The sequence below is a fragment of the Promicromonospora sp. CA-289599 genome, from assembly GCF_050936155.1.
Taxonomy (GTDB): Bacteria; Actinomycetota; Actinomycetes; order Actinomycetales; family Cellulomonadaceae; genus Promicromonospora.
Map to the genome: position 1 here is coordinate 1,874,919 of NZ_JBNJNI010000001.1, position 19,523 is coordinate 1,894,441.

Here is a 19,523-nt window from a genome sequence, read left to right on the forward strand (position 1 = left end):
GGGTGCCCCCACCCGGGTTCGAACCGGGACTGTGCCGGGTTTAAGCCGGCTGCCTCTGCCAGTTGGGCTATGGGGGCGCACCCCAGAGACTACCGAGCGGTGCCGCGGACGTGTCAGACGCTGGGGTCACCAGAGTGACCTGTACGTCTGACACGTCCGCGCCGGTCTGACAACTCCAGGCAGAGTGCTCGCGTCAGGACCTGGCGCCCGACTCGGCGCGCTCGGCAGACGACTCCGCCTTCTGCTCGACCTTCTCGCCCGCCGGCTTCGGCGGCACCGACGCGTTGCGGAACTCCTGACGCGGGTCGTGCAGCGAGCCCAGCGAGACCAGCTCGCGCCCCATGAGGAACTGGCCGATCCAGCCGATCAGGATCCGGACCTTGCGGTTCCCGGTCGGCATCGCCATCACGTGGTAGCCACGGTGCGCCACCCAGGCCAGAAAACCGCGCAGCTTGATGAAGCCGAACAGCTCGGCGACACCCTTGTACAGGCCCAGGGACGCGACGACGCCCACGTTCTTGTGGTCGTAGTCGACCGCGGGCTTCTCCTTGTAGAGCGCCACGATGTTGTCGGCCAGGCGCACGGCCTCGCGGATCGCGTGCTGCGCGTTCGGCGGGCAGAACTTGCCCGGGTTGTTCACGTCCGGCACGGCGGCGCAGTCGCCCGCGGCCCAGGCACCCTCGACGATCTCGCCGTCCTCGGTCGCGACCTGCAGCGTGGGCAGCACGGTGACGCGGCCCATCTTGTCGAACGGGAGGTCGGACGCCTCCTTGATGACCGGGTTCGCCTTGACGCCCGCGGTCCACACGATGGTCTCGGTGTCGAACTCGACTCCCGTCGACGTGACCACGTGCCCGTCCACGCAGGACGACAGGAAGGTGTTGAGGTGGAACTCGATGCCGCGCTTCTTCAGCTCGGCGAGCGCGTACTCGCCCATCGGCTCCGTGACCTCGGGCAGGATGCGCCCGGCGCCCTCGATCATGACGAACCGCAGGTCGGACGCCTCGATCGTCTGGTACTGCCGCGTCGCGTAACGCGCCATGTCCTCGATCTCGGCGAGGGCCTCGATGCCGGCGAACCCGCCGCCGACGAAGGTGAACGTGAGCATGCGCTTACGCAGGTCGGCGTCCCACGTGGAGGAAGCGACGTCCATCCGGTTGATCACGTGGTTGCGGACCGCGATGGCCTCTTCGACGTTCTTGAAGCCGATGGCCGACTCCGCAAGGCCGGGGATGGGCAGCGTGCGGGACACCGAGCCGAGACCGACGACCAGCTGGTCGTACGACACCTCGTACTCGTCGCCCGACTCGGGCTGGATCTTCACGTGCTTGCGGCCGTGCTCGATCGTGGTGACCTTGCCCTGCAGCACGTCGATGCCCTTGAGGGCCTTGCGGTGCGGTGCCACGACGTCGCGGGCGTCGATCGACCCGGCGGCCGCCTCGGGCAGGAAGGGGGCGTACGTCATGTACGGCCGCGGGTCGACGACGACGATCGCCGCCTCCCGCTTCTTCAGCTTCTTTCGCAGGCGGCGCGCCACGTAGAGGCCGACGGACCCGCCGCCGAGCACCACGATGCGCGGCACCTTCCGCGGGCGCGGCGTGCTCGCCGCATCGGAAGCATGGCTGACCGAGGTCAGGTCGTTCTGAGGCATGATTCCCAGGATACCGCGCGCCACGCATCAGCATTGACATGCCAAAGGGCGGCGTGTGCGTGATGCACCCCACGCCGTCGTCGCCGCTGCAGGAACGTCTTCGATCCTCTGGCACCCACAACGGGCCGTCACCGCCGGAAGTTCCCGGCGGACGGAAGTCACGCCCTGCGGGCATGGCGTGAGCCTGCGGTTCCGCTTCGGGCGCGTGCCTCGTTCCTCGGGCCGCACCCTGCGCTTCACCTCCGGCTCACGCCATGGACAACGCGATCCCGTCGAGGATGTCGTGCTCGCTCGTCACCACGCTCGTCAAGGAGCCGCCGGCCGCCGCGACGTCGGCGGCCACGCGGATGATCACCTCGGACCAGACGAGCGCCCCGGCCGCGATGACGTCGACCCGGCCCGGGTGCAGGAAGCCCATCGCCGCTCGCTCGGCGCGCGGCGCCTCGACCAGCGCCGCGCAGGAGTCCAGCACCGCCCGCACCGGCAGCTCCGCCTGGTTCACCCGCTCGCGCCGGTACTCCGGCAGTCCCAGCGCGTGCGCGGTCACCGTGGTGATCGAACCGGCCAGCCCGACCAGGGTGGCCGTCTTCGCGAGCGGGACCGCGCGGGCGGCGTCGTCCAGGTGAGCCCGTACGTCCGCGCGGGCCGCCGCGATCTGAGCCGCCGACGGCGGATCGCTGTGCAGGTGCCGCTCCGTCATCCGCACCGAACCGACGTCCATCGAGACGCTCGCGTCGACCGAGCCGGTACCGAGCACCAGCTCGGTGGATCCCCCGCCGAGGTCGACCACGAGGAAGGGACCGGCGTGCGCCTCGGCCACCGCGCCGGTGGCGCCGCGGAACGAGAGCTGCGCCTCCTCGGCGCCGGTGATGACCTCGACGTCGACGCCGAGCGCGGCCCGGACGCCGTCGAAGAACTCGTCGCGGTTCCGCGCGTCCCGCGTGGCCGACGTCGCGACGAACCGCACGCGCTGTGCCCCCGCGGCCTCGATCGCCGCCGCGTACTGCCGGGTCGCCGCCAGCGTGCGCTCCAGCGCCTCGGGCGCCAGCTCGCCGGTGCGGTCCACGCCCTGGCCGAGCCGCACCACCTCCATGCGGCGGTCGAGCTCGGTGAGGTTGCCGGCGGCGTCGACGTCCGCGACGAGCAGGCGGATCGAGTTGGTGCCGCAGTCGATCGCGGCCACACGAGAGGGAGTCACACGAAGATTCTTCCAGCCGCGCCACCCTGAGGGCGTCGGACGTGCCGTTCCGCGAGAAACCTCACGTGGTCGTGAGCCAGGTTCAGCAGGTGCAGCGGTCCGGGCGCCAGGTGTCCCTCGCCAGCTCCAGTGCCTCGTCGCCCAGCGGGTTCACGCCGGGCCCGGCGGCCAGGGCGTGCGCGAAGAGGACGTGCAGGCACTTGACGCGCGTCGGCATGCCGCCGGCCGAGATGCCGGCGATCTCCTCGACGTGCCCGATCGCCTCACGCTGGGCGAGGTAGTGCTCGTGCGCCTTGCGGTAGGCGGCGGCGAGCTCCTCGTCCTGCTCGAGGCGCGCCGTCATCTCCCGCATCACGCCGTTCGCCTCGAGGGTCGAGGCGGCCGCGGTCGCGCCCGGGTGGGTCAGGTAGAAGACCGTCGGGAACGGGGTGCCGTCGGGCAGGCGCGGCGCGGTGCGCACCACCGTCGGACGGCCGCACACACAGCGCGCCGCGATCCCCAGGACGCCGCGCGGCTCGCGGCCGAGCTGCTCGGCCAGGACGCGCAGATCGTCGTCGGACACGGTCTCGGTCACGGAGTTCACCGCTCCATTGTCCCCCAGGAGATCGTCCCCTGGAGCGCCGTGGCACGTGATCTGGCGAACGCTCGCGGCTACCCCTCGCCGCCCGCGATCCGCACCGAGTCCCACACGCTCGTGAACCAGGGGGTGTCCGCATCCTCCGACGCGCCGGGCGACGGCTCGACGACGCCGGGCGGCGGCTCCTCCTGCTGCACGGAGTCGGTGTCCAGGGGGCGCCACACCTTGTCCCCCGGCATGACGAAGTGCAGCCGCGACCGTGCCTGCTCGATCACGTACGACGGGTCGTCCCAGCGGGCGAGCTCGGTATCGAGCTCCTCCTTCTGCACCAGCTGCTGGTTCAGCTCGGCCCGCAGCTCGCGCAGCTCGGCCTGCTGTGTCACGACGGCGCGCACGGTCGGCAGCAGCAGCACCACCGCGAGGAGCACCACCACGGACAGCACCATGGCGCGGACCGTCAGCACCTCGGGCAGCACGAGCCCGAAGCTGCCGCGCTTCCGGTCGGCGCGCGGCGGCGGGACGCTGCCGTTGACAGCGCTGCGGCGCCGCGGCTGCGTGGGTCGCTTCACCCCGCCGCCCGACGCCGGGCGCGCAGCCCTCGGGGCGGCCGCGGCCGGGCGCGCGGCGGACCGAGCCGGCGCGCTCCGCGGCGCGGCGGTGCGTCGGCTCGCCGACGACGGCGCGGCGGGCTGACGAGCGGCCGACCCGCCGGACGGCGCGCTGGGCTTCCGGTCCGCGCCCTTCGCCGTCGCGCCCTGGCCCGTGGCACCCCGGGGCGTGGAACCCTTCGCCGTCGAACGGGACGGCTTCTTCGGGGAGGCCTTGCCCGTGGGCTTCGGCGTCGACCCCCTGGCCTTCTTCGCCCCCGACGCGCCGGAACCCGCAGCCGAACCCGCACGCGGGGTCGACGACGGTCGCGCACCCGAGTCGCGCGCCGAACCCGAGGGCCGCGCCGGACGACGTGAGGAAGGCATGGGTCGATTGTGCCGATTCGCGAGGCCTTTGTACCGGCATTACCTCCGGCGCGCCGTGTGCCAACCCTGTGAAACACAAAAGCTGTCAGACACCCCAAGACGTGTCAGACACTCAGGTCACCCACGTGACCTGAGTGTCTGACACGTCGGGGGGTGTCTGACAACTCCGCGCAGCGGGCCGCCGCGCGCCGCTCAGTGTGCGGAGCGCGCTACCGGCATCAGCCCTGGAAGCGCGGGAACGCCGACCGGCCGGCGTAGGTGCCGGCCTCGTCGAGCGCCTCTTCGATGCGCAGGAGCTGGTTGTACTTGGCGATGCGCTCGCCACGTGCCGGGGCACCGGTCTTGATCTGGCCGGCGTTGGTCGCCACGGACAGGTCGGCGATGGTGGTGTCCTCGGTCTCGCCGGAGCGGTGCGAGGTCATCGTGGTGAAGCCGTTGCGCTGGGCCAGCGTCACCGCGTCGAGCGTCTCGGTGAGCGAGCCGATCTGGTTGAGCTTGACCAGCAGCGAGTTGGCCGACTTCTCGGCGATGCCGCGGGCGAGGCGCTCGGGGTTGGTGACGAAGAGGTCGTCACCGACGATCTGCACCTTGTCGCCGACCTTGCTCATGAGCCCGGCCCAGGCGTCCCACTCGTCCTCGGACAGCGGGTCCTCGATCGAGACCAGCGGGTAGTCGGCCACCAGCTGCTCGTAGTACGCGATCATCTCGTCCGACGTCTTCTTGCCGCCCTCGAACGCGTACACGCCGTCGGAGAAGAACTCCGTGGCGGCGACGTCGAGCGCGAGCGCCACGTCCTTGCCCGGCGTGAGGCCCGCCCGCTCGATGGCGACGAGGATCAGGTCGAGCGCCTCACGGTTGCTGCCGAGGTTCGGCGCGAAGCCGCCCTCGTCGCCCAGCCCGGTGGCCAGGCCCTTCTCCTTCAGCACGGACTTGAGGGAGTGGTACACCTCGGTGCCGGTGCGCAGCGCCTCGCGGAACGTCGGGGCGCCGATCGGGGCGACCATGAACTCCTGGACGTCCACGTTCGAGTCGGCGTGCGACCCGCCGTTGAGGATGTTCATCATCGGCACGGGCAGGACGTGCGCGTTCGGGCCGCCCACGTAGCGGAACAGGTCCAGGCCCGAGCTCTTGGCCGCGGCCTTCGCGACGGCGAGCGACACACCGAGGATGGCGTTCGCGCCCAGCTTGCCCTTGTTCGGCGTGCCGTCCAGGTCGAGAAGAGCCTGGTCGATGATGCGCTGCTCGTCGGCGTCGTACCCGATGAGCTCGGGGGCGATCTCGTCGTTGACGGCCGCGACGGCCTTCTCGACGCCCTTGCCCAGGTAACGGCCCTTGTCGCCGTCACGCAGCTCGACGGCCTCGAACGCGCCGGTCGATGCGCCGGACGGGACCGCCGCACGGGCGAAGGTGCCGTCGTCCAGGACGAGCTCCACCTCCACGGTGGGGTTGCCGCGCGAGTCGAGGATCTCGCGTGCTCCAACGGCTTCGATGCTAGCCACGGAATCTCCTTCTAAGGATGTTGCTCGATGGTTACGACCTCAGCGTAGGACGTCCGACGGCGCTGCGCGGAACCGTCCACGGCTCGCTCGCACCTGAACGGCGAGGCCGGTCGCCGCGCCGTGCGCCCGCGGTTCACAGGGTCACCACAGGTCCGCGACAGGGCCACCACAGCGAGCCCACCTAGCGTTCCGGACGTCCGGCGCAGACCGTCCGAGGCGCGAACCGCTTCGTCCGCTCGTCCCTTGACGGAGCGCGGAGCCACGGCCCGCGAGGCGGTCCGCGCGGACACCAACTTTCCGCACGTCCCCTCCCGACCCCAGGCAGGAGCCCATGTTCTTCACCTATCTGCGCAGAGAGCTGCGCAACCGACGCAAGCAGACCGTCGTGGTAGCGATCGGTCTCGCGGTGGCGATCGCGCTCGTCATCGTCGTCAACGCGGTATCGACGGGCGTCAGGAACGCCCAGTCCGAGGTGCTCGAGTCCGTCTACGGCGTCGGGACGGACATCACCGTCGACCAGCCCAGCGACGGACCTGTGGCGGCCGGCGCCCGCCCGGGCCGCTTCGACTTCGAGGAGGGAGAGGGCGAGGCGAACGAGGACGGCACGCGCGACCTCTCGGAGGACCGCCTCAGCACCGCCATGGGTTCGACGTCGTTCGACGCCTCCGCCCTGGAGACCGTCGCGGGCCTGGACCACGTGTCCGGCGTCGCCGCGACGCTCGACCTGCAGAACATGTCCTTCTCCGGCGAGATGCCGGACATGGAGGCCATGCAGGAGGGCGAGGGCGGCGCCACCCTGCGGATGGGCCCGGACGGTGCCGGCCAGGGTTCGGCGGGCGGCTCGTCCTTCGAGATCGACCAGTTCACGGTCACCGGCGTGGACCCCGACGCCACCGCCGTCGGCCCGCTGACCACCGCCGAGGTGGCCGACGGCCGGACGCTGGAGGCGGACGACGAGAACGTGGCCGTCCTGGACGCCACCTACGCGGAGCAGCAGGAGCTCGCCGTCGGCGACACGATCACGGTGGGCGGCAAGGACCTGGAGATCGTGGGCACGGTCACGTCCACGACGGGCGACGGCGTCGCGACGGCGTCCGACGCCTACCTCCCGCTCGCCACGGCGCAGACCCTCGCGGACCTCGCCGACCAGGTCACGGACGTCTACGTGCAGGTCGACTCGGCCGAGAACGTGGACGCCGTCGCCGCCGCCATCGAGAGCGAGCTGCCCGACGCGTCGGTGAGCACCCAGTCCGATCTCGCGGAGGGCGTGACCGGATCCCTCTCGACGGCGTCCAACCTGATCGGCACGCTCGGCACCTGGCTGAGCGTCATCGTGCTCGCGGCGGCGTTCGGCCTCGCCATCCTGTTCACCGTCTCGGGCGTGAACCGCCGGACGCGTGAGCTGGGCACCCTCAAGGCGATCGGCTGGAGCCGGAACCGCGTGGTGGGACAGGTGGCGGGCGAGTCCGTCGTGCAGGGCCTGATCGGCGGCGCGGTAGGTCTGGCGCTCGGCGCGCTGGCCGTGTGGGCGGTGAACCTGGCCGGCATCACGCTCAGCGGGGCGTCGGGCGGCCTCACCATGGGCGGACCCGGCGGGCTGATGCCGGCCGGCGGCGCCGTCCAGGGCGGCAACAGCGCGCCCGACGGCGGTGGGGGCGGCGCGTTCGGTGAACGCTCCGACGCCTTCGCCGGGGCCGGGGGCAACGCCGTCGACGTCGTGCTCCAGGCGCCCGTGAGCCTGTGGATAGTCCTGGCGGCGGTCGGTCTCGCGGTGCTGGGCGGGCTGCTCGCGGGCGTCGTGGGCGGTCAGCGCGCGGCGAGGCTGCGTCCCGCCGAGGCCCTCCGGTCCCTCGCCTAGCTCACTCCGACTCCAGAAGGGCAAGTCCATGTATCAGATCGACGACCTGACCAAGACGTACCGCCAGGGCAAGCGCCAGGTGCGCGCGCTCAGGGGGGTGTCGGTGACCATCGGCGACGGCGAGCTCGTGGCCGTCCAGGGACCGACGGGCGGCGGCAAGTCCACCCTGCTGCAGATGCTGGGCGGGCTGGACCGGCCGACGTCCGGCACGGTCAAGCTGGACGGCAAGGACCTCGCGGGCATGAGCGACGCACAGCTCACGGCCGCGCGGGCCGAGACCATCGGCTTCGTGTTCCAGAACTTCAACCTCATCCCCACGCTCACCGCGCTGGAGAACGTGGAGACGGCGCTCGTACCGGCCAAGGTCGCGCGGCAGAGCCGGACGGCGCGCGCGCTGGCCGCGCTGGAGGCGGTGGGCCTCGGCGACCGCGGCGACCACCTGCCGGGCGAGCTCTCGGGCGGGCAGCAGCAGCGCGTCGCGATCGCGCGGGCGCTGGTGAAGAACCCGAAGGTGCTGCTGGCCGACGAGCCCACCGGCAACCTCGACGAGGAGACGCGCGACGAGATCGTGGACCTCATCGAGGGGCTGTGGAAGGACCAGGGGCTCACGATCGTGCTGGTCACGCACGACTCGGTGGTCGCGCGCCGCACCCCTCGCCGCCTCCGCATAGCAAAGGGAACCCTGAAGGAGCTGCCGGCGGCGTGATGGGAGGCTGAGCGATCGGGCCCATGACTCACGTGAGTCATGGGCCCGATCGCTCACCGAAAGCGCTGCTCGACGGGGCTCGACGGCAGCGCGTGGCCTGGCTACGCTGCCCCTACGTTCGCCATGGCACCGTCGCCCGGCGTTCGCCCACCGGAGACACGCGCAAGGGAGCGCAACATGCCTCGTCGAAATCGTTTCACCACCGTTCTTCCGAGATCGCGAAATCGTTTCACAGCCGCTGGCGTCGCGATGCTCGTCGCCGCGGGAACGCTGGCGGCGACACCCGCGTCCGCGATCAGCACGGCCGCCGGCACAGCGACCGGCACCACCGCCGCCACCGCCGCGGCCGACACCGTCGTCACCGCCGTCGACTTCGAGGACGGCACCACCGGCACCTGGACCGCCAGCGGCGGCGCGGGCCTCGAGGTGCTGCCCGACCCCGACGGCGCGGGCAGCGTGCTCGCCATCACCCGGGCCGCGGACTACGAGGGCATCCAGTCCCCCACCGGCGTCTTCCAGGCAGGCGTGACCTACACGTTCAGCATGCGCGCCCGCGTGGCCGAACCCGCCGAGCCCACCGGCCCCACCAGCGCCGACGTCCGGTTCGTCATGAAGCCGTCCTACACCTGGATCGGCAACACCACGATCGGCACCGACTGGACCACCGTCACCGGCACGTACACGGCCGACGGTGACCCGGCCGAGCTGCAGGCCTACCTCGGCAGCACCGACCAGGCCGCTCCCTACACGATCCTCGTGGACGACATCATGGTGACCACCTCCGACACCGTCCCGCCGGGCGACACCGTCCCCGGCGGCGCGATCAACCCCGTTCCCACCCCCGCGTACGCGGCGGAGGGCACCGGCGACGTGTCCGCCCTGACCTTCGACGACGGCCCGAACCCCGGCACCACGCCGGCCCTGCTCGACTTCCTCGCGGAGCACGAGATCAAGGCCGTGTTCTGCGTGATCGGCCAGAACATCCAGGCCGACGGCGGGGCCGCGATCCTGCGCCGGATCGTCGCCGACGGCCACGTGCTGTGCAACCACTCGACGGGCTACGCCGACATGGGCTCCTGGACCGAGGAGCAGGTGCGCGCGGACCTCGTCGAGAACCTGGGCATCATCCGCGACGCGCTCGGCGACCCGAACCAGAAGATCCCGTTCTGGCGCGCGCCGAACGGCTCGTGGGGCGTGACGCCCGGCATCGCCGTCGAGCTCGGCATGCAGCCGCTCGCCGTGCGCAACACCATCGCCGACTGGGAGACCCAGGACGTCGAGACCCTCACCGCCAACCTCCGTACCGCGATGGTGCCCGGCGAGCTGGTCCTCGCGCACGACGGTGGCGGCGACCGGGCGGGCACGCTCGCAGCGGTCCGGACCGTCGTCACCGAACGGCTGGCCGACGGCTGGACCTTCACGTTCCCGCAGGGCACTCCCCCGGCGTCGGGCCAGGTGATCAGCACCGACTTCGAGGACGGCACGCTCGGCGGCTGGGTGCCGCGCGAGGGCACCGAGACCTCGGACTTCACGCTCGCGGTCACCGACTCGGACGCCCACGACTCCACCCGGTCCGCCGCGCTGACCAGCCGGGACGCCACGGGCGACGGGATCGCCCGGGACGTCACCGGCGTGCTCCGGGCGGGCGTCACCTACGAGGCCTCGGCCTGGGTCCGCTTCGCCGAGGGCCAGACCCCCGGCGACGTCTGGCTGAGCCTGGCGACCACCACGGACGGCGCCCAGACCTTCTCGACGCTCGGCCAGTTCAGCGGCATCACGAGCACCGGCTGGACCCAGGTGACGGCCACCTTCACGGTGCCGGACCACGACGACGCCCTGCTCTACTTCGAGACCGCCTACAACGGAGGCAACACCAGCGACTGGTTGATCGACGACATTGTGGTGTCCGTGCCGGAGCCGCCGCTGATCGAGGACCTGACCGGTATCAAGGAGACCGTCGACTTCCCGGTGGGAGTCGCCATCGACAGCCGTGAGACGTCGGGCGCGGCCGCCCAGCTGCTGAACCGCCACTTCGGGCAGATCACTCCCGAGAACCACATGAAGCCCGAGGCCTGGTACGACGACGAGCGCACGTTCCGCCGTCATCCCGAGGCGACGGCGCTCATGGACTTCGCCCAGGCCAACGACGTGCGGGTCTACAGCCACGTGCTGGTCTGGCACGGCCAGACCCCTGAGTGGTTCTTCCAGGACGACGCCGGTGAGCCGCTCCCGGCCACCGCGGAAGGCCAGGCCGTCCTCCGCGAGCGCCTGCGCACCCACATCTTCGACGTCGCGGAGGACCTCAGCACCGAGTACGGGTTGTTCGGCTCGGACACCAACCCGCTGGTCGCGTGGGACGTGGTCAACGAGGTCGTGTCCGACGGCGCGGAGAACCCGGACGGGCTGCGGCGCAGCGAGTGGTTCCGGGTGCTGGGCGAGGAGTTCATCGACCTCTCGTTCCGGTACGCGGACGAGGCGTTCAACGAGACGTACGCCGCGCCGCCGTCCGACACGGTCACGGAGCGGCCGGTGACCCTCTTCATCAACGACTACAACACGGAGCAGGGCGGCAAGCAGGACCGGTATCTCGCCCTGGTGGAGCGGCTGCTGGCGCGCGGCGTGCCGGTGGACGGCGTGGGGCACCAGTTCCACGTGTCGCTCGCCATGCCGGTCAGCGCGCTGGAGACGGCGCTCGCACGGTTCGCGGACCTGCCGGTCACGCAGGCGGTGACCGAGCTCGACGTCACGACGGGCACGCCGGTGAGCCAGGCCCGGCTGATCGACCAGGGGTACTACTTCCGGGACGCGTTCGAGGCGTTCCGCGCGCACGCGGACGACCTGTTCTGCGTGACGGCGTGGGGCCTGACCGACGGCCGGTCGTGGCGGGCGGACAGCGGCGCGCCGCTGCTCTTCGACGACCGGTACCAGGCCAAGCCCGCGTACTACGGCGCGGTGGACGCCGAGCTGCCGGCTCGGCTGCGCACGGCGAACGTGTTCGCGGGTGATGTTCCGCTGGACGGCTCGGCGAGCGCGTCCCCGGTGTGGGACCGGCTGCCGCTGCACACGTTCGACGCCCCGGACGGCGGCGAGGCCGCCTTCCAGCTGCGCTGGGCGGCCGACCACCTGACGGCGTTCGTCTCGGTGGACGACGCCGGGGCCGCCGCCGGCGACGCGGTCACGCTGGCGCTCGGCGACGCGGAGTACGTCATCGCCCGGGACGGGTCCGTGACCGGCGGGGCCGAGGGCGCGGACGCGGTGGTGACCGAGCGGGAGGGCGGCTACGACGTCGTCGTGCACCTGCCCGCCGCCTTCGAGGAAGGCACCACCGCGGCGTTCGACGCTCGCGTGACCAGCGGCGACGAGACCACGACGTGGAACACGCCGGGTGCGCTGGGCACCTTGACGCTGCTCGAGGAGCTGTCGTACCTGGAGGTCGCGGAGGCGGCGTCGGCCCCGGAGATCGACGGCGAGCTGGACGACGTGTGGGCCACGGCAGGCACGGTGACCACCACCAAGGAGGTCGAGGGTTCGGGCGGCGCGGTCGCCACCGTCCGCACGCTGTGGCACGACAACCGGCTGTACGTCCTGGCCGACGTGGCCGACCCGGTGGTCGACGTCTCCGGCTCCGACCCGTGGATCCAGGACTCCGTGGAGATCTACGTGGACGGCGGCAACGCGAAGAACGGCGGGTACCGGGCCGACGACACGCAGATCCGTGTCTCGGCGCAGAACGCGGTGTCGTTCGGGACGGGTGACGAGGCGGCGCAGCGCGCCCGCCTGACGAGTGCCACCACGCTGACCGACGGCGGGTACCGGGTGGAGGCGGCGATCGACCTGCTGTCCTATGGCGGTCCCGGCACGTTCCACGGCCTGGACTTCCAGGTCAACGACGCGGCGGACGGCGCGCGGACCGCCGTCCGCAACTGGGCCGACCCGACCGGGGCCGGCTATCAGTCCACCGCTCGCTGGGGCGTGGGTCAGCTCGTGGCCGATCCCGGGCTGGTCAGCCTCACGCCGCCTGTGGTCAAGGGCAAGCCGGCGAAGGGAAAGACCCTCACCGCCGACCCCGGTACGTGGTCGCAGGAGGCGACGTTCACCTACCGCTGGCTCCGTGACGGCGAGCCGATCCGGGGCGGCGGCAAGTCGTCCGGCAGCGGCCCGAGGTACAAGGTCAAGCCCTGGGACGCCGGGCACGAGCTGTCCGTGGAGGTGACGGCCCGGGCCGGGGACGGCACGACTGCCTCGGCGACGAGTGCGGCGGTGCGAGTGCGGCGCTGACGGTCCTGACCTGAGAGACCGGGCCGGAGTTGTTTCCGCTGTGCATACGCGCGGCGGAACAACTCCGGCCCGGCCACTTCCCGCACTCCGTTCATCCCGTGAAGCATGAGGAAACGGTCCTGACGCATCGTTACAGACGGTTTACGCGAATTTCCAAGCGACCGGCCTCCCGTGGCGATATGGTCCAAACCTCCCCGACCTCCGACCGGGGAGTCGAACAGGGGAGGCAAGCAGTGAGGCAAGCACGGAAAGCACCACTCGCCACAGTTGCCGCGTGTGCCGCCGTGGCTCTGACCGTCGCCGGGTGCACCCCGGACGACACCGAGCCGGACAGCACCGGGCCGCTCACGCTCGAGACCTGGCTCAGCCAGGACATGGAGACCCTCTTCCCGGGCGACGCGGGCTCCTACGACAACATCAGCGTTCTCGACACCGTCTACGACGGTCTGGTCCGGTACGACCCGGAGACCACCGAGCCCTACAACTACGTGGCCGAGTCGATCGAGCCGAACGACGACAACACGGTCTGGACCATCACGATCAAGCCGGACCTGACCTTCCAGAACGGCGAGCCCGTCGACGCCGAGGCGTTCGCCCGGGCCTGGAACTACACGGCCGACGGCGACAACGGCCTGTACTCCAACTACTTCTTCGGCATCGTCGAGGGCTACGACGAGATGCAGCCCGAGACCAACGACGCGGGCGAGATCACCGCGGAGGGCGCGGCGGACGAGCTGTCCGGGGTCGAGGTCGTCGACGACCTGACGCTCGAGGTCACGCTCGACTCCCCCTTCGCGGGTTTCGCGACGATGCTCGGCTACACCGGATTCTTCCCGATCGCCCAGGAGTGCCTGGACGACGTCGAGACGTGCGCCACGCAGCCCATCGGCAACGGCCCGTTCCAGGTCACCGAGTGGCAGCAGGGCCAGGAGCTGAGCGCCGAGCGGTGGGCCGACTACCCGCTGGACGAGGCCCCGAGCTACGACGCGATCCAGTGGACCGAGTACTCGGAGGGCGAGACCGCGAGCTGGGCGGACTTCCGGACCGGCGACGTCGACCTGTCCTTCCCGCCCACGGCGGAGGTCGAGGCCGCGCGGAGCGACCCGGAGCTCTCCGAGCGCTACGTCGAGCAGCCCGGCTCGGCCCTGACGTTCCTCGGCTTCTCCGGCTACACCGAGGGCCCGTGGAACGACAAGGAGTTCCGCAAGGCGATCTCGATGGCGATCGACCGCGAGGGCATCATCTCCTCGCTGGGCAGCGGCCAGGCCACCCCCGCCGACTCGTGGGTGGTCCCCGGCGGTGTGCCCGGCGGCGAGGCGGGCACGTGCGAGTGGTGCGTCTTCGACCCGGAGGCCGCCGAGGCGGCGCTGGAGGCGGCCGGTGGCTGGCCCGAGGGCGAGAAGCTCCAGATCAGCCTGGGCGACGACGACGCGGAGGTGGAGTACTTCACCGCGATCGGCAACTCGATCGAGGAGGTGCTGGGCATCCCCTACGAGCTCGACATCGTCTCGAGCGACGACTACTTCACTCTGCGCGCCGAGCAGGGCTTCGACGGCATGTTCCGGAACAACTGGTTCCCGGACTACCCGCTGAACGAGAACTACCTCAGCTTCTACGCCTCGGGTGAGCCCGGCGCGGGGCGCTGGGGCTGGTACAGCGAGGAGTTCGAGGACAAGCTCGACGAGGCCGCTGCGGCGCCGTCGCTGGACGAGTCCGTGGCGCTCTACCAGGAGGCCGAGGCGGTCCTCGCCGAGGAGTTCCCGACCATCCCGTTCCGGTGGAGCTTCAGCGCCACCTACTACAGCGAGCGGCTCGGCAACGTGATCCTCAACCCGTTCTCGGGTGCGCCGATCCTGCGCGACATAGAGATCACCGCGTAAGCCCTTGTCGTGGGCGTGACCGTTGCGGCCAAGCGTCCGTCCCAGGCGCACCGGTCGCGCCCACGACACAGAAGTCAGCAAGGGGGATCTGCTGGAAGCCATGGGTCGCTACATCCTCAGGCGCGTGCTCCAGGCGCTCGGCACGCTGCTGCTCGTGATGTTCGTGCTGCACCTGCTCACGACCGTCGCCATCCAGCTCAACGGCACCCCGGCGCAGGCCTTCTTCGGCGACCGGGTCGCGTCGCCGGCGCAGATCGCCTCCGTCGAGCGGCGGTTCAACCTCGACGACCCGTGCTTCGACCAGGTCGGCAACCCCTGCCTCGGCCCGTTCGTCGAACGCCTCGGCCAGTACGCGCGCGGCGACCTCGGCACCAACCTGCGGGGCCGCGAGGTCACCGACATCGTCGCGGCCGCGGCGCCCAACACGCTGCGGCTCTTCAGCGTCGTGCTGGTCACGTGGCTCGCCCTCGGCATGCTGCTCGGGTCGGCCGCCGCACGGTGGCGCGGCTCCGTGGGTGACCACGGGATCCGGCTCAGCTCGGTCCTCATCGACGCGTTCCCGGTCTTCGTGCTGCTCGTCGTCTACCGGTACGTCGTCGCCGTGCCGCTGAACCGCTGGTCCGAGCAGACGTTCGGCGAGAACTCGTGGCCGCCGTACTGGTTCAAGCCGTCCTTCGACCCCAGCCACCCGTGGGCCACGATCGTCGTCCCCGGCATCCTGCTCGGCCTGGCGGGCTCGGCCGCGTTCATCCGGCTGGTCCGTGCCAGCCAGCTCGAGTCCTACCAGGGCGACCACGTGCGCACGGCACGCTCGAAGGGACTGGGTGAGCGGCGCGTCGTCCTGCACCACGTGGTGCGCAACTCGTCGGTGCCGGTGGTCACCGCGATCGGCCTGGCCTTCGTCGAAGGGCTCGGCGGCGCCGTCATCACCGAGGGGATCATGAACATCTACGGCATCGGCGGTGTGCTGTGGCAGGCGGTGCGGGACGACGACGTCGCGCTCGTCATCGCCGTCGTGACCCTGCTGACCGTCGTGACCGTCCTCGTGATGATCGTCGTCGACATCGTCTACGCCCTGCTCGACCCGAGGATCCGTTATGAATGACGCCGGTCTCCTCTCCGCCGCATGGCGCACGCTCCGCCGTCGGCCCGACGTGATCGTCGCGGCCCTCATCGTCCTGCTCTTCGCGGTCATGGCCGCGTTCCCGCGGCTGTTCACCGCGACGAGCCCGCGGTCCTGCGCCATCCGCGAGGCGCGGCTCGACCCGCAGGGCTGGGGCGCGGCACATCCGCTCGGCACCGACGCGCTCGGCTGCGACGTGCTGGCCACCGTGGTGGCCGGGGTGCGGCCGTCCCTGCTGCTCGCGTTCGTCGTGGTGGGCGTCTCGCTGCTCATCGGCGTCACGCTCGGCCTGCTCGCCGGCTACTACCTGGGCTGGGCGGACTACCTCGTCTCGCGCACCATCGAGGTGTTCCTCGTGGTCCCGCTGCTGCTGGCGGCGCTGCTCCTGCTCTCCCTGTTCAAGAACGTGGACCTGGGTGCGGGCACGTTCGACGTGATCCTGCTGCCCGCCGTCGTGCTGATCCTGTTCAACTGGATGGGCTATGCCCGGTACGTCCGCGCCAGCGTCCTGGAGGCGAAGAACCTGGACTACGTGACGGCCGCCCGATCGCTGGGCGCCTCGGACCTGCGCATCATGTTCCGGCACGTCCTGCCCAACGCGGTCGGGCCGGTCACGGCCCTCGTACCGACGTCGATCGCGGCGGTCATCGGCACGGAGGCCGTGCTGTCCTTCCTGGGTATCGGGGTGCGGCCGCCCGCGACGAGCTGGGGCATCCAGATCTCGCAGGGCTCCGAGTGGGTGCTCGGCGGAGCGCCGCACATCCTGATCGCCCCGCTGGTCTGCCTGATCGCCGCCGTCCTGTCCCTGGTGGTGCTCGGTGACGCCCTGCGCGACGCCCTCGACCCGAGGCTCACGGCATGAGCGCCCTCCTGGAGGTCACCGACCTCGCCGTCGAGTTCCGTACCTCCGACGGCGTCGTGCGCGCCGTCGACGGCCTGTCCTACCGGGTGGAGGCCGGCCGCACCCTCGCCATCGTCGGCGAGTCCGGCTCGGGCAAGTCGGTGTCGTCGCTGGCCGTGCTGGGTCTGCTCCCGGAGACGGCGCGGGTGGCGGGCGGCAGAGTCCGCCTCGCGGGCACCGACCTGCTCACCCTGAGCCGCAGGGAGCACCGCGCGCGCTGCGGCGACCAGGTGGCGATGGTGTTCCAGGACGCGCTGGCCGCGCTCAACCCCGTGCACACCGTGGGCTACCAGCTCACCGAGGCCCTGCGGGCGCGGCGCGGGATGTCCCGGGGCGACGCCCGCAAGCGGGCAGTCGAGCTGCTCGACCTGGTCAAGGTGCCGAACGCGAAGGCACGGGTCAAGGAGTACCCCCACCAGTTCTCCGGCGGGATGCGGCAGCGCGTCATGATCGCGTCCGCGCTGGCCCTGGACCCCGACGTGCTCATCGCCGACGAGCCCACCACTGCCCTCGACGTCACCGTCCAGGCGCAGGTGCTGCGGCTGCTCGCGGAGATCCAGGCGGAGCGGCAGATGGGCCTCGTGCTGATCACGCACGACCTCGGCGTCGTAGCCGGCGTGGCCGACGACGTCACGGTCATGTATGCGGGCCGCGCCGTCGAGCAGGCGCCCGTGGTCCCCACGTACAAGGCGCCTGCCCACCCGTACACGCGGGCGCTGCTGCGCTCGATCCCGTCCGCGTCCGGCACCGGACGTCTCCCCGTGATCCCCGGACGCCCGCCGAGCCCCGCGGCCAGGCCTGCGGGCTGCCCGTTCCACCCCCGGTGCGACGCGGCGCGGGACATCTGCCGCACAGAGGTGCCGCCGCTGGCCGTCCCCGCCCCGGGCCGGGCCTCCGCGTGCCACTTCGCCTCGGACATCATGACGGGCCGGGACCCGCGGCCCGACGACGCCCCGAAGGCCCCGGACAGCGGAGGTAGCCATGACTGAGCCCGTGCTCGAGGTGCGCGACCTCGTCAAGCACTACCCGGTGCGCAACGGGCTGCTGCGCCGTTCGGTCAGCGCCGTGAAGGCCGTCGACGGTGTCTCGCTCGCCCTCGGCCGTGGGCAGACCCTCGGCCTGGTGGGCGAGTCCGGTTCGGGCAAGTCGACGCTCGCGCGCGTGCTGGTCGGTATCGAGAAGCCGACGTCGGGCGCGGTGCTCGTGGACGGCGAGGACGTGACACGGCTGTCCCGGGCGGGCCGCAAGCGGCTCCGCCGCGACGTGCAGATGGTGTTCCAGGACCCCTACACGTCGCTGAACCCGCGGATGTCGGTGGGCGAGATCGTGGGCGAGCCGTTCGCGATCCACGGCATCGACCCGGCGGGCGGACGACGGGCCGCGGTGAGCGAGCTGCTGGAGCTCGTCGGCCTGGACCCCGACCACGCGAGCCGGTACCCCCACCAGTTCTCCGGTGGCCAGCGGCAGCGGGTCGGGATCGCCCGCGCACTCGCGCTGCGGCCCAAGATCCTGGTGTGCGACGAGCCGGTCTCGGCCCTCGACGTGTCGGTGCAGGGCCAGGTCATCAACCTGCTCGAGGACCTCCAGGCGGAGCTCGGCCTGTCGTACCTGTTCGTGGCGCACGACCTGGGCGTGGTGCGGCACATCGCCCACGACGTCGCGGTGATGTACCTGGGGCGCATCGTCGAGCAGGGGCCCGAGGCCGAGGTGTACGACCGCGCGCAGCACCCGTACACCCAGGCCCTGCTGTCGGCGGTGCCCGTGCCGGACCCGTCGATCCGGCTGGTCGCGCCTTCGCCGGCCGAGGTCGGCGGCGGCGCCATAGTCCTCGAGGGCGACCCGCCCTCCCCCGTGGACCCGCCGTCCGGCTGCCCGTTCCACACGCGGTGCTGGCTCGCGCCCACGCTACCCGAGGCGCGTACGGCGCCGTCGGCGCGCACGGCGCCGTCGTCAGACCGCCCCCAGACCGGCCTGCGGCTGATCCCGGCGGTGTGCGAGACGGAACAGCCCGCCCTCGTCGAACGCGCCGGCTCGGGCTCTGGCGGTTCGCAGGCCGGCGGTTCCCACCTGGCGGCCTGTCACTTCGCGCGAGAACTGGTGGCGCCTAAGGTCGAGGCATGACGCGCGTCCTGGTCGTCCTGAACTCGCCCACCAGCCTGATGGGCCGGCTCGAACAGTGGCTTCCCGAAGCCGGCCTCGAACCCGTCCTGACACCTGGCGCCGAGCTTCCTGAGGATCTCGACGGTTTCGCGGGCATGGTCCTGCTGGGCGGCGGCTTCATGCCGGACGACGACCTGCACCACCCGTTCCTGGCGCGCGAGCGACGGCTGACCACGGAGGCGCTCGACCAGGGGATGCCGCTGCTCGGCCTGTGCCTCGGTGGCCAGCTGCTGGCGCACGTCACGGGAGGCGGCGTGACCGCGCGGTCCGGTGAGACGGAGCGCGGGATGTGCCCGCTGACGGTCCTGCCCGCCGCCGTCGACGACCCCCTCTTCGGCAGCCTGCCGGGCACCCCCGACGAACCGTTGTGGATGATCGAGAACCACGAGGACTCGGTGACCGCCCTGCCGCCGTCGGCGACGCTCCTGGTCTCCAGCGGGGAGTGTCCGATCCAGGCCTTCCGGGTGGGGGACCGTGCCTGGGGGCTGCAGTTCCACCCCGAGGCGCGGCCGGAGCGGGTGGCGACCTGGGACGAGGCCGCACTCTCGGAGCAGGGCATCGACCGGGCGGCCCTGGCCGCGGCGGCCATGGTCCACGCGGCGGAGAACGAGGCGCAGTCGCGAGCGCTGATCCGGGCGTGGACCGACGTCGTCCATCGGACCGCCAGGTAGAACCCGTCAGAGCGGGCAGGCGAGGACCGACGAGAGGACTGAGCTGG

Annotated in this window: 14 protein-coding genes and 1 tRNA gene; 9 read left to right on the top strand and 6 right to left on the bottom strand. The window is 71.5% G+C overall.

Annotated elements, in window-relative coordinates; translation table 11 throughout:
* Positions 1 to 3: 3 nt before the first annotated feature.
* The 6 genes from ACQEVI_RS08195 to eno all read right to left on the bottom strand — a co-directional run bounded on the left by ACQEVI_RS08195 (position 4) and on the right by eno (position 5,899).
* Positions 4 to 77, bottom strand: a tRNA-Leu gene (locus tag ACQEVI_RS08195).
* Positions 78 to 193: 116 nt separating this feature from the next.
* The gene (locus tag ACQEVI_RS08200) at positions 194 to 1,651 is read right to left on the bottom strand and encodes an NAD(P)/FAD-dependent oxidoreductase (RefSeq protein WP_432896701.1); all 1,458 of its coding nucleotides are present in this window, start codon (positions 1,649 to 1,651) and stop codon (positions 194 to 196) included.
* A 247-nt stretch (positions 1,652 to 1,898) separates the two neighbouring features.
* On the bottom strand, positions 1,899 to 2,849 hold the full coding sequence (locus ACQEVI_RS08205) for an exopolyphosphatase (protein WP_432896703.1): 951 nt from the start codon (positions 2,847 to 2,849) through the stop codon (positions 1,899 to 1,901).
* Positions 2,850 to 2,931: 82 nt separating this feature from the next.
* Positions 2,932 to 3,432, bottom strand: coding sequence for a DUF501 domain-containing protein (locus tag ACQEVI_RS08210; protein ID WP_432896706.1), 501 nt, complete (start codon positions 3,430 to 3,432; stop codon positions 2,932 to 2,934).
* A 68-nt stretch (positions 3,433 to 3,500) separates the two neighbouring features.
* On the bottom strand, positions 3,501 to 4,400 hold the full coding sequence (locus tag ACQEVI_RS08215; protein WP_432896709.1) for a septum formation initiator family protein: 900 nt from the start codon (positions 4,398 to 4,400) through the stop codon (positions 3,501 to 3,503).
* A 218-nt stretch (positions 4,401 to 4,618) separates the two neighbouring features.
* On the bottom strand, positions 4,619 to 5,899 hold the full coding sequence (gene eno / locus ACQEVI_RS08220; RefSeq protein WP_432896711.1) for a phosphopyruvate hydratase: 1,281 nt from the start codon (positions 5,897 to 5,899) through the stop codon (positions 4,619 to 4,621).
* 331 nt (positions 5,900 to 6,230) lie between these two features.
* On the opposite strand from eno, the gene ACQEVI_RS08225 reads away from it, so the two are divergent.
* The 9 genes from ACQEVI_RS08225 (at position 6,231) to ACQEVI_RS08265 (ending at position 19,476) form a co-directional block, all read left to right on the top strand.
* A complete protein-coding gene (locus ACQEVI_RS08225; protein ID WP_432896714.1) occupies positions 6,231 to 7,757 on the top strand; it encodes an ABC transporter permease in 1,527 nt (508 codons plus the stop codon).
* 28 nt (positions 7,758 to 7,785) lie between these two features.
* Positions 7,786 to 8,463: an ABC transporter ATP-binding protein gene (locus ACQEVI_RS08230; RefSeq protein ID WP_432896717.1), complete on the top strand. Its 678-nt coding sequence runs from the start codon at positions 7,786 to 7,788 to the stop codon at positions 8,461 to 8,463.
* 249 nt (positions 8,464 to 8,712) lie between these two features.
* A complete protein-coding gene (locus tag ACQEVI_RS08235) occupies positions 8,713 to 12,741 on the top strand; it encodes an endo-1,4-beta-xylanase (protein ID WP_432896720.1) in 4,029 nt (1,342 codons plus the stop codon).
* Positions 12,742 to 13,025: 284 nt separating this feature from the next.
* On the top strand, positions 13,026 to 14,621 hold the full coding sequence (locus tag ACQEVI_RS08240) for a peptide ABC transporter substrate-binding protein (protein WP_432896722.1): 1,596 nt from the start codon (positions 13,026 to 13,028) through the stop codon (positions 14,619 to 14,621).
* A 100-nt stretch (positions 14,622 to 14,721) separates the two neighbouring features.
* Positions 14,722 to 15,726 carry an ABC transporter permease gene (locus tag ACQEVI_RS08245; protein WP_432896725.1) on the top strand — a complete coding sequence of 335 codons (1,005 nt, stop codon included), beginning with the start codon at positions 14,722 to 14,724 and terminating at the stop codon, positions 15,724 to 15,726.
* Complete coding sequence (locus ACQEVI_RS08250; RefSeq protein ID WP_432896728.1) at positions 15,719 to 16,606, top strand: ABC transporter permease; 888 nt, start codon at positions 15,719 to 15,721, stop codon at positions 16,604 to 16,606. The genes ACQEVI_RS08245 and ACQEVI_RS08250 overlap by 8 nt, the downstream gene beginning before the upstream one ends.
* Positions 16,603 to 17,634, top strand: a complete 1,032-nt coding sequence (locus ACQEVI_RS08255; RefSeq protein WP_432896731.1) for an ABC transporter ATP-binding protein — start codon at positions 16,603 to 16,605, stop codon at positions 17,632 to 17,634. Before ACQEVI_RS08250 ends, ACQEVI_RS08255 begins: the two co-directional genes overlap by 4 nt.
* A complete protein-coding gene (locus ACQEVI_RS08260) occupies positions 17,627 to 18,766 on the top strand; it encodes an ABC transporter ATP-binding protein (protein WP_432896734.1) in 1,140 nt (379 codons plus the stop codon). Before ACQEVI_RS08255 ends, ACQEVI_RS08260 begins: the two co-directional genes overlap by 8 nt.
* On the top strand, positions 18,763 to 19,476 hold the full coding sequence (locus ACQEVI_RS08265) for a type 1 glutamine amidotransferase (RefSeq protein ID WP_432896737.1): 714 nt from the start codon (positions 18,763 to 18,765) through the stop codon (positions 19,474 to 19,476). The genes ACQEVI_RS08260 and ACQEVI_RS08265 overlap by 4 nt, the downstream gene beginning before the upstream one ends.
* Positions 19,477 to 19,523: the final 47 nt, after the last annotated feature.

What these genes read in the sequence shown, in the direction of transcription:
- ACQEVI_RS08255 (WP_432896731.1), top strand. Translation starts at nt 16,603, where the DNA reads ATGAGCGCCCTCCTGGAGGTCACCGACCTCGCCGTCGAGTTCCGTACC.
- ACQEVI_RS08230 (WP_432896717.1), top strand. Translation starts at nt 7,786, where the DNA reads ATGTATCAGATCGACGACCTGACCAAGACGTACCGCCAGGGCAAGCGC.
- ACQEVI_RS08225 (WP_432896714.1), top strand. Translation starts at nt 6,231, where the DNA reads ATGTTCTTCACCTATCTGCGCAGAGAGCTGCGCAACCGACGCAAGCAG.
- ACQEVI_RS08260 (WP_432896734.1), top strand. Translation starts at nt 17,627, where the DNA reads ATGACTGAGCCCGTGCTCGAGGTGCGCGACCTCGTCAAGCACTACCCG.
- ACQEVI_RS08265 (WP_432896737.1), top strand. Translation starts at nt 18,763, where the DNA reads ATGACGCGCGTCCTGGTCGTCCTGAACTCGCCCACCAGCCTGATGGGC.
- ACQEVI_RS08215 (WP_432896709.1), bottom strand. Translation starts at nt 4,400, where the DNA reads ATGCCTTCCTCACGTCGTCCGGCGCGGCCCTCGGGTTCGGCGCGCGAC.
- ACQEVI_RS08235 (WP_432896720.1), top strand. Translation starts at nt 8,713, where the DNA reads ATGCTCGTCGCCGCGGGAACGCTGGCGGCGACACCCGCGTCCGCGATC.
- ACQEVI_RS08200 (WP_432896701.1), bottom strand. Translation starts at nt 1,651, where the DNA reads ATGCCTCAGAACGACCTGACCTCGGTCAGCCATGCTTCCGATGCGGCG.
- ACQEVI_RS08250 (WP_432896728.1), top strand. Translation starts at nt 15,719, where the DNA reads ATGAATGACGCCGGTCTCCTCTCCGCCGCATGGCGCACGCTCCGCCGT.
- ACQEVI_RS08245 (WP_432896725.1), top strand. Translation starts at nt 14,722, where the DNA reads ATGGGTCGCTACATCCTCAGGCGCGTGCTCCAGGCGCTCGGCACGCTG.